The sequence below is a fragment of the Acidovorax sp. 35-64-16 genome (assembly GCF_002281195.1).
GTDB classification, from domain to species: domain Bacteria; phylum Pseudomonadota; class Gammaproteobacteria; order Burkholderiales; family Burkholderiaceae_C; genus Acidovorax; species Acidovorax defluvii.
This window is the reverse complement of sequence record NZ_NCFM01000040.1, coordinates 1-9966: the sequence shown is the minus strand read 5'-3', so window position 1 is coordinate 9966 and position 9966 is coordinate 1. Positions and strand designations below refer to the sequence as shown.

7 protein-coding genes are annotated in these 9966 nt (G+C 58.1%); 5 read left to right on the top strand and 2 right to left on the bottom strand.

The features are described from left to right. The 4 genes from B7Y64_RS16555 to B7Y64_RS16540 all read left to right on the top strand — a co-directional run. Nucleotides 1-1494 (top strand): SAVED domain-containing protein (locus B7Y64_RS16555; protein WP_291329434.1); only part of this gene is annotated, 1494 nt, incomplete at its 5' end. 27 nt (nt 1495-1521) lie between these two features. Next, nucleotides 1522-2763: a nucleotidyltransferase gene (locus B7Y64_RS16550; protein ID WP_291325824.1), complete on the top strand. Its 1242-nt coding sequence runs from the start codon at nt 1522-1524 to the stop codon at nt 2761-2763. Nucleotides 2764-2780: 17 nt separating this feature from the next. Beyond that, nucleotides 2781-4475 (top strand): ThiF family adenylyltransferase, encoded by a 1695-nt coding sequence (locus B7Y64_RS16545; protein ID WP_291325837.1) that lies wholly within the window; start codon nt 2781-2783, stop codon nt 4473-4475. A 7-nt stretch (nt 4476-4482) separates the two neighbouring features. Next, nucleotides 4483-4953 (top strand): Mov34/MPN/PAD-1 family protein, encoded by a 471-nt coding sequence (locus B7Y64_RS16540; protein ID WP_291325822.1) that lies wholly within the window; start codon nt 4483-4485, stop codon nt 4951-4953. Between the two features lie 152 nt (nt 4954-5105). Here B7Y64_RS16540 and B7Y64_RS16535 read toward each other — a convergent pair whose 3' ends face one another. After that, nucleotides 5106-6887 (bottom strand): alkaline phosphatase family protein, encoded by a 1782-nt coding sequence (locus B7Y64_RS16535; RefSeq protein WP_291329432.1) that lies wholly within the window; start codon nt 6885-6887, stop codon nt 5106-5108. 11 nt (nt 6888-6898) lie between these two features. Continuing rightward, nucleotides 6899-8014 carry a DUF4062 domain-containing protein gene (locus B7Y64_RS16530; RefSeq protein WP_291329430.1) on the bottom strand — a complete coding sequence of 372 codons (1116 nt, stop codon included), beginning with the start codon at nt 8012-8014 and terminating at the stop codon, nt 6899-6901. 359 nt (nt 8015-8373) lie between these two features. On the opposite strand from B7Y64_RS16530, the gene B7Y64_RS16525 reads away from it, so the two are divergent. Beyond that, a protein-coding gene (locus tag B7Y64_RS16525) for an IS3 family transposase (RefSeq protein WP_291329428.1) occupies nt 8374-9578 on the top strand; the annotation gives its coding sequence in 2 pieces (ribosomal slippage) (nt 8374-8641 and nt 8641-9578; 1206 coding nt in all). Nucleotides 9579-9966: the final 388 nt, after the last annotated feature.

Sequence of the window (9966 nt, the reverse complement as noted above, 5' to 3'; positions counted from 1 at the left end):
CGAATGCTCACAGCCGCGACTGCGTCGCCTGCTGCATGGAGTGATCTGGGCGTTGGGGACATCGGTTCAGCCGCGCTCAAGTTGTTGGCGGCTGCTGCGAAGCAGAAGCAAGTCCAATGGGTCGAGACTTCCGCGTCGGATGTGAGCGAGGTGGAGCACACTACCTTAGCTCCTGCCATTCGGGCTATTCCCACCCATATGCGGGCATGGTGCAAGGAGCGAAACAAGATCACAGGAACGGCTGGCCGCAATGGGGAGGTCGATCCAGCGACGCGCTTTAACGTTGCATCGCTGGCCGCTTGGCGGTGCCAGTTCGACGGTTGCGGAGAGGACCTGCGCCATCACTTTGTGCCAGGGGCCACGGGGAACTACAGTTACTTCGCGCACATCGTGGCCTCATCTGCGGACGGACCTCGTGGCGACAAGATAAAGTCACCGCTGCTGGCGAATGATCCGTCGAACATCATGCTGATGTGCGACAAATGTCATCGACTGATCGACCGCGTAGCTCCGAAGCGATACAGCGCTGACTATCTCAACGAGATGCGCCAGCGCAACGTCGATGAAGTTCGTAGGCTGCTGAACACGCTTCGCTACCCGGCAGCCCAGATGCTGGTCATCGGCGGCAACATCGAAGGGCAGTCATTCGCTTTTGATGAGCGGATCGCGGAAGAGGCCATGTGGTTGCGTCAACTGCGCACCGGAGGGGTACGTGCGGAATGGTTCGCGCGCAATGGTCCGCATCTCGGTGCATCGAACTCGGATGGCTACTGGCTGAGCCTGTTCCAACTGCTCAAGAATGACAGGCCGAGATTGGCGGGTCTACTGGACGGTACGGTGTACGGTGGCGCACCGCGACCGCCGCTCGCGGTCTTTCCTGTGCATGGCACGTCGGTCTTGGTCCTGTCGGGGCGGCTCATCGGGGACTCCAGCAGTGCCCACATTTTCCAGTTTCATCGCGATCAGGTGAGCGGCCAACGCGGTGGACAGTGGGCTTGGCCGGAGACAGAGCCAGTACCAGCCAATGACAAATTCAAGGTTCATATTCACCGTCATGCCAACGGCGGTGAAACCGAAGCATGCCTGCGGATCAATTTGACTGCAGCGGTTCCGGCGTCCGATTTGCCTGTACACCTGTTTTCCGCTGGGCAGCATGAATTGCCGACGATTGAGGTCAGAGTTGACAGTCCGAGTCACCGTGTCATGGGGCACCCCGCCGATCTTGATCTGTTTGGACGTGCTGTCGACCAGGCGCTGCAGAAGCTTCAGGATGAATGGCGGGTATCCAAAGTACATCTGGTGCTGATCGCACCGGTGTCTGCCTGTTGCCGTGTGGGACAAAAGATGCAAGCACGACACCACGCTGAGTTCATCCTGTACGAACGCAGGCCCAGCGCGACATCCGGTGCGCGCGGCGAGTTTGCCAAAACGATTGCGATTTCTCCCACCGAGGTGACCCTGCTGTCGACCGGCGAGTCCCTTTCCATCTCGTAAACAAGGTCGGCACAAAGGCACTTCATCATGACTACGAACCCGCCAAACAAGATTACGTTCACCACCCGCTTGCAGAAGTCTCTGGGCATGACGCGAGATGCCGGCCGTTGGGAGCAACTCATCATGTCCCTGCTTCAGCGACTTGAACTTGACAAGGTAGATCGCGCCAAGGCCATCAAGCAATACGAGCACTTGGCAGATGACATTGCCACCAAGCTGGACATTCCGCGCCACAACGTGGATGTCTATTCGCAGGGATCGATGCGCACGCAGACCACCATCCGCCCCCGGGGCAATGCGAAGTTTGATATCGACATCATGGTGGAGCTGTCCGGGCCTAAATACAACAACCCCGACTCGGAGGCGATGTTTGAAGAGTTTGGGAGAGCCCTTGAGGGCAACGAAGAAGTTACCGGTGACCCTGATCCACGGCGTCGTTGCTGGCGATTGCAGTATCCGGGAGAGGCGTTCTATTTCGACGTGACGCCGGCGGTGGCGGACATGTACAAAGCCTATGGCGCGGGCCTGCGGGTACGAGACCCCGATACGGTCTGGAGTCCGTCGAATCCGAAGGAGTTTGCTGATTGGTTTTGCGAGCGCGCCGAACTGCGGTTTGAATTTCAGCAAGAGGCAGTGTTGTCTTCGGTGGTCGAGGCCCGTAAGTCAGTCGACCCCCTCCCCAGCGCCCCTGTAGGGATCGACGACATCCTCCGTCGAGCCGTCCAGTTGATGAAGCTGCACCGCGACAATTTCTACTTCTACGCCAGCCCTGACCAGAAAGATACGATGCCGATCTCGGTCATCATCGTGACCCTAGCCACCCACGCGTTTGAGAACATCTGGCGCACCAGACAGCGCAGCTTCAGTTCGCCTATTGAAGTAGTGCTTGCCATCTTGGAGGAGATGCCGGACTACATCAAGCGTGATGCAGCAGGTCGCTTCTATGTGGAGAACCCGAAGCTCTCGACGGAAAATTTCGCGGATCGTTGGAATAGTGATCAAGGGGCCCGTGCACGCGAATTCAAGCGTTGGCACAAGCAACTGGAGACTCACCTCGAGGCACTGCTCACAGATGAGTATTCCAAGAGCACTGAAGAGAAGCTGCGAGGCGTGTTCGGACAAGCCGGGGTTGAGGCGTGGCGCGACAGCCTCGGCAGCTCGACCGAGTCGACGCCGCTGCTCAAGAGCTTGGTTGCAGCATCTGGGGGGCAAATGGTCAATCCGAGTGTTGCAACGCCCGTCAGCCACCGCACCAACACTTTGGCGTAGGGGGCAATTTGCTGACCGTGCCGACGTTTTCAGCCGCGATCAGCACGGTCACGGCGTGGCTTGACGGACTCGGGCCCAGCGCTGCAACGCGATGCCCGGACAAGGAGTCGGAGCAGCGCTGTCGCGTCTGGCGTTTGGCCGAAGGTGCGCCGGTATTGCATGGCGCTGCGCCCCTGCTGGTTCTCCAGCATGATTTTCCGCTCACGCCTGCCCGCATCGAATTGGACCGGAAGTTCTGTTTGCAGCTGCCCCACGTCGAGGTAGATGGCCATTTCTGCCACGGTGTTGAATTTGACCCGGCAGATGTACCCTCCCCGGTGCCGGCAGTCGGTCGTGTCCTGTCCAGATTTTCTGACTTCCTCGATCGATGCGCCGATCCTGGTTGGGTAGAGGCGGAATTCAGTAGGGAACGTCAAGATTACTGGACTCGCTATGCGGCCGGCGCGAAAGCGCCAAAGAGCTATCGCACGGTCGAATTGTTGCTGGATGCCGATATGAAGACTGACGAGCCACAGGAAGCTGCTGCTCTATCGCTTCTAGATGGGCGGGCTTTCGCTACGACCTCCACTACGGAGCCGGAGCGTGTGGCAAAGGCCAGAGCATGGTCGTTGGGCGGTATTGTTCGTGGTGGTGCATTGGTGATGAAACTGCCTACTGCCGAGCGTTGGACACCCAGTGTTTGGCCGAGGAGTTTTCACGATCTTGATGAGCTTCTTTCGGCGCTCAGCGGTTCCGCTGGGAAGCTGAGGAATTGGTACCAGGCCCGTCGTTGGCCGAACAAAGCGCCCGTGTTCGTGGTGCTCTTGCAGGGCCCTGCGGTGTACGGATGGCGGATACTGCCATCCCAGATCGCACGTCAAGTTGAGCCGGCCCTTGTACCTATCGACGTCACCCGTGTCGACAGGCAATGGAGCCTGTCTCGAGATCACCGGGCTGACGGTTTGGCTCATCTTGCTGACAAGAAGGTGGTGGTATTTGGAAGTGGCTCGCTGGGTGCGCCGTTGATCGAGCTCCTTGCGCGCGCAGGCGTCGGCTCCCTTGAGGTAGTGGATCCCCAAACATTCGAGCCTGAAAATATCTCGCGCCATGTGCTCGGCGCGCCACACATAGGCCTTGGGAAAGCTGCATCACTATGCGCTCGATTGCGGCAGGCCATCCCAGGGGCGCAACTCGACGCTTTCGATGAACAAGCCATGCAGTGGTGCGCCAAGGCGGATCAACGGCAGCTGCCGGATCTCATCGTGGATTGCACGGGCGAGCGCTCCGTAAGGATTGGCACTTCATTGCTTCGGAAGCATGTGCTGAAAGATGCCCCAGTGATGATGGCTTGGATGGAGCCATTTGGCGCAGCTGCACATGCGATTTTGATTTCTGGTAGTGATGTGTGGCCTGCTTCGGACCCCGCCGATACAGCGGTCAATGTCGCGACTTGGCCAGACGACGTTCAGGTTGATCTTCCCGGATGTGGCCAGGGGTTCCATCCGTATGGTGTTGCCGACGCCTGGGTAGCTGCAGGCATGGTGTCTGAGCGCGTACTGAAAGTCCTGAACGGCGAACAGGTGTCCTCTGGGGTGTGGTCCATGATTCGTCATGAAAGCTACTTCAAGAGCAAATCACCTTCAGCGACTTTCAATCGTCCCCCTCCGGTTCCCGCGGGGGTGGATTCGGTCATTGAGCATCGCCCGTTGGCAGAGGTACTGCAAGGTGCCTGACCCGCTCGTGAAGTTTGCACTTCCTGGCGCGGAGTGGAGCCTTCAGTTTGACGAAGCCGCAGTCTCGATGCTGCAGAGGAGGATGCAGCGCTGGTCACGTTCAAAAGAGTCCGTGGGTCAGCTCTTCACAAATGACCTCACGGCGTCAACCATCGTGATCTCGAAAGTCACCTCACTCAAGGCGCGGCATGCGTCTTGGTCAAGCGTGGCGTTCGATCCTATCGAGGCGATGCGGCAACGACAGGATTTGCTTCAGGAAGGTTTGTATTGCATTGGCCTTTGGCATACCCACCCTGAAGCGATGCCCACCCCCTCCGGTACAGATGAGAGACTTGCGGCAGATCATGCGCGCGCTGCCATTTCTGTTTTGAACGGGTTCACTTTTGTCATTGTCGGAAATCGACCTTTCCCAGAAGGGTGGTACGTTGGGTTTCACGACACGGCTCGTTTTCTTAAAGCAGAATTTTCTCGTTCGTGATGGTTTCTTGATGCGTGAACAACTCTACGAACAGGCCCAATGACCAGACCCCTGGAGTGCATTATTTTTCAAGGGGCTTAGTCTTCAGTGCTGTTCATCAATTGTTTCTCTGATTCTGTTTTATGAGCCCATCTAGCCGCACTAAAACTATCTTAAACAATGGGAGCCACTGCAATCAAGTGGTTTGAGAAACTTGTCTCAGTTTCACAGCGCCAAGTTGCCCAAAGCTTGCACCCTTCGGCGGACCCAAGATCTAGCTCCAAGGCAAGCCAGTTGCGCGCTGCCATGACATGAGTGTCATGACCTGGAAACGTCATGACTTCAGCGACATACTGCACATCGATGTTTTGAGGCTTCTTGGCATTGGAGTTCAACCAAGCAAGAAACAACCGTTCTGTCACCCCCATCAACGATGGGTGAACAACGGCAGACGACGTGAATTGATGCATCTGCGACCACGTTTCCGAGGCGGGCAGATCTTTGCGGTAGGCCGTCCCCCACGCTGCAACATGCACATCCCCCGAGACCAATGAAACCCGAATCTTCTTGTCGCGAGCAAAACTAGATAGCACCTCCAGCAGTCGCTTGCGTTCTCCCTCATGGTCATCATGGGACCAGTGATCTTTGAGGTCGTCGGCGTTGCTGTCGATGACATGGTCCTGCCCGAATTTATCCAAAAACAGTTCTGCCAATGGCAGCTTTGGGTGCACAACCGGCACGGAGGACATGAACAGCAGGTGTTGGCATCCAATCTTCGGTTGCGGCCCAGCGCCTCCAGACTTCAGATTGCCAGTCCATTCCTTGATTTGCCGCCAAGTATCCGATCCCATGACCTGGGTTCGGGAGCGCTCTGTGCGCAAGTCGGCAGCGACGATGGATACTGGTCCAATCGAATAGGCGGACGTAAATCCTGGTTGATTGTCGAGCAACGGAAGTGCCAGCTGATCCTTAGCGAGCACTTTGTTCCATGGGATAGGCTTTAGCAGAGGGTCCTGACGTGTGAAACCTGCGGGCGTTGTGTCCTCCAGTTCGGGCAGATCTTCCAGCGCATGTTGCATCTGAAACACCCAGAACGCCCTACGCGCATGGCGGAAGAGTGTTTGAAATAGCTCGCAGTTCTGCATCTCGCAGCTGTATGACCCCCAGCCGTCAAAGATGTCGTGGTCGTCCCACACCATGATGGTTGGCATGGACGCCATCGCCGCCCCAGCATCAAGCGCAGCTGTCGCTGACGACCATGGCGGCCTCTCAATGGGGAGCCATCGTTGTTTGTACAAGCCGAAATAGTAGGCCTCTATCTCCCGTTCGAGAGGCTTGCTAACCTTGAAGTCCAGTTGGGCCTGGCGAGGCAGGCCAACCCATTGCCGCAGCGCTTTGATGTCTTCCCAGATAGAGTCAAAGTAGATCTGGTCACCGCCCATGAGCATCAAGTGAAAACGCTGCAAGCCTTTGTCGTGAATTCGCTTCTCATGCCACAACTGCTCCTTGTCCAGCAGCTTGATTTCTCCTTCCCCAGGCTTTCTGCGCAGCTTGCGATCATGGCTGTAGAGCAGGTCCTCCCACACCGCATCCGACGTTCGGATGATTTTTCTCATCACTGCGGGGTCAGAGAACCCATTGCATGATACGTAGGCCATGCGCGGAGAGAAATCCTTGCCAGGCACCGTCATGTTCCAAGTCAGCCCGCCAGGGATGCCGTAGTTCACCATGCGCTCAGCCTTCAAGACCTTGCAGGAAATGTCGTAGCGCAGATAGCGCTCGCCACGCGTTGACAACAACTCCCTAGGTGCAGGACATGTCTTGCCATCCACGTGGAATTCCGGGAGCTCCGCACCTGCCCTGAGGCCAATCAGTACCGTTACTCGCCAAGAATCTCCTTTTCCGATACCACGGAACGACAACACCGGCCCCAGCAGCAGATCCTTTTCATTCATGTTCAGCCTCCTCAGGTATTCATTTCTTTCGCTACTACCTTAACGATTCGAGCGCGAGACACCGCCCTGCGTGCCACCAGCGCTGCTTCACCGGTTTGTTGCAACCATTCAAAAAAACGCTGACTCGCGTGTCTCGTCTGTGAGTCGTCTCGGCAGTTGGTCAAGAAGGCGAATTGCACCTTCTGCACGTCATCGGCCACGAACACCCCAAAGGGGCCGCTTACCACCGTCGCGTCTGGAAATCCCAGTAGCGACGTGGCCTGGGTTTCTGTTGCACCGCGGTGACAGGCAATCAAGTGCAGCGGCCCATGCGCAGAAGCCAGCAGCTTGACGCGTTGGTGATCTTCCAGGAAGGGCCGCCCCACCAACTCGCGCGCCGCGGCCACGCTGAACGAGGCCGGAATCGCGTGAACCACTACCGCTACGTCTTTACCATCCAGGCTGACCACCACACCGCCGTCCACCGCCTTGGCGCCCTTGAGCCCGCCCAAGGCTGTTTTGAGCGTTGACTCCATGGCCATTTTTCGTTGACGGAAGTCGAGCCGGGTCCAGTCCAGGGCGGCGCCGACGTCGAAGCGCGTCGATGCGCCTGCCTGCACACCCCGCTGCATCAGCGAAACCACTGCATCCGAGAGAGCCTCGAATACGCGTTTTTTGGCATCGCCAGCGGTCTTCACCTCGCCGCCCCGGAAGGCGCTCTGCCGCGAGAGATAGTCCTGAAAGCGCCGGTTGCGCTCGCCTGCAGAGCCCTGAGCGTCGGCAACTGTCGGCAATGCCACCAAGCGCACCTTGGCCTGCGCCGAACGAAGGCCCTCCATGTATTCCGCGTGGCAGATGCCGATGTCCTGGTCGCCTGCGGCCCAGCCTGCATTGCCGTTGGATAGCACGATAAGTACATCGCAATCGCGCACGGCTCGCAGACAGGCATCCCAGCTATCTTGTACGCCCTCGGCCGGCGGTGCGTCTTCGTTGATCCAGACTTCAAAAAGCTTTCGCCCCAGCACCTCGGCTGATTCGATCTCCCTTTTCAGCTCCTTTCGCAGGTCGGTCAAATTGGTCTTGCTACCTGCAGGAAAAGCGTCCACACACCGGCTGGAGAGCATTACCCGAATAATAGATTTAGCCAAGAAACGCTCCCGTTGTTGTATTCAAAGACGGTGCGCAACTAAATGCCGGAAGGGCTGTATCCGTCTTACTAACCAGCATGCTTGGAGGGCGCCGGTCTTCTCGCGTAGCCCACGCTGCTTGACGAAGAGTCCAGTCATCAACCTCTGACTATCGCTTTTGCTTACAAGCGTATCAGACCGTTGGTTGGCCATGCATTATTGTTAACCCAATTGAAGCTCACCCTGAAGGAAGCGTTCAGTTTTCTTGGATCCATGCAGCGTTGCAGGAGCACCGCCGGCTCCGCGCTGGGGTGATTGAGGTTGCCCCTGAAAAGTGGAGTTCTTGACCCTTGTTGAAAATACCGACAAGGAGTTGAGCAATGAGCGACAAGCAAGTGCGTGCGCAGTACACGCGGGAGTTCAAACTGGAGGCGGTTCGGCAGGTGCGAGCTGGCCAGGCGATTGCGGTGGTGGCCAAGGTGCTGGGCATTCCCAAGGCCAGTCTGGGCAACTGGGTGCGACTGTCATCCAAGGGAGAGCTGGACGGCGTGGGCAGCGCCGACAAGGCGGCCAAAGTCTCGCCCGAGCAGATGGAGATTGCCCGGCTGCGCGCCGAGAATGCTCGCCTTCGCATGGAGCGCGACATCGCAAAAAAAGCCGCGGCGTACTTCGCGCAGGACACGCTGCGAGGTACGCCTGGATTGACCAAATGAAGTACCGTTACCCGGTGAGCGTGTCCTGCGGGGTGCTGGAGGTCAGCGCCAGCGGGTACTTCAACTGGCTGCGCCGGCGAGAGGATGGTCATGGCCGCAGCGGCCCTGGCCGACTCCACAGCGATGAAGCCCTGCTGGCGCACATCCGTGCCATCCACGCCGAGGTCAAGGGCGAATACGGCTGGCCACGCATGCACAAGGAGCTTGTGGCCCGAGGCATCCGGGTGGGCAAAGACCGGGTTCGCAAGCTCATGCAGCAGCACGGCATCAAGGCCAAAACGAAGCGCAAGTTCGTGGTCACCACCGACAGCCGCCACAGCCTGCCGGTGGCGCCAGACCTGGTGCAGCGGCGCTTCAACCCTGAAGCCCCCAACCAGCTATGGAGTGGCGACATCACCTACATCGCCACCGACGAAGGCTGGCTGTACCTGGCTGCGGTCATCGACCTGTTTAGCCGCCTGGTGGTGGGCTGGAGCCTGCAGCCGCACATGCAGGCCAGTCTGGTCAAGGATGCGCTGGCCATGGCATGGTGGCGGCGCCGGCCGTCTCCTGGGCTGATATTCCACAGCGACCGGGGCAGCCAGTATTGCAGTGCAGAGTTCCAGCAAGCCTTGAAAGACTGGGGCATGCGTTCATCGATGAGCAGGAAGGGCAACTGCTGGGATAACGCTCCAACGGAAAGCTTCTGGGGGCGGCTGAAAACGGCCAGCGTGCATGGGCACAAGTTTGCCACCCGTGAGCAGGCCAGGCAGGCGGTGATGGACTGGATGGCCTTCTACAATCACCGCAGGTTGCATTCGTCGCTGGGCTACCTCAGCCCGATGCAGTACGAACAACGCTGGTACGAGGCACAGCGTAAAAAGGCCGCGTGAATCGTGGGTTAAGAACTACACGAAACAGGGGCAAGGTCAGATTGCAATGCGCACTAACGAGCCTCGGAAATCGCTCCGACGCTCCAAGAAGCGCAGTGATGAGATCCGACACCGTCAGGTGCTGAGCAAATGGGATGGACCGCGTGCGCCGGACTTGCCGGGCGTCGATCCACTAAGCTCGCACACAGGTGCTGCGCCATATAGCTGGGCGCCAAAATACTCTTCAAGAAGCTTGATTTGAGCGTCCGCTTCCTGACCAAGAGCAGCCCAAAAGGCAAACATTGCGGTCGACAGCAATCGCTGCTTATGTAGAGCTCTCCATAAGCAGCGTTATGCACAGTGCTCCGTTATGAGTAGCCTGCTGGGCGCTCGTGCGAGATCTCCCTGG

Bases quoted from the DNA above. Each gene is read 5' to 3' on its own strand.
- B7Y64_RS16535 (WP_291329432.1), bottom strand. From the start codon at position 6,887: ATGAATGAAAAGGATCTGCTGCTGGGGCCGGTGTTGTCGTTCCGTGGT.
- B7Y64_RS16550 (WP_291325824.1), top strand. From the start codon at position 1,522: ATGACTACGAACCCGCCAAACAAGATTACGTTCACCACCCGCTTGCAG.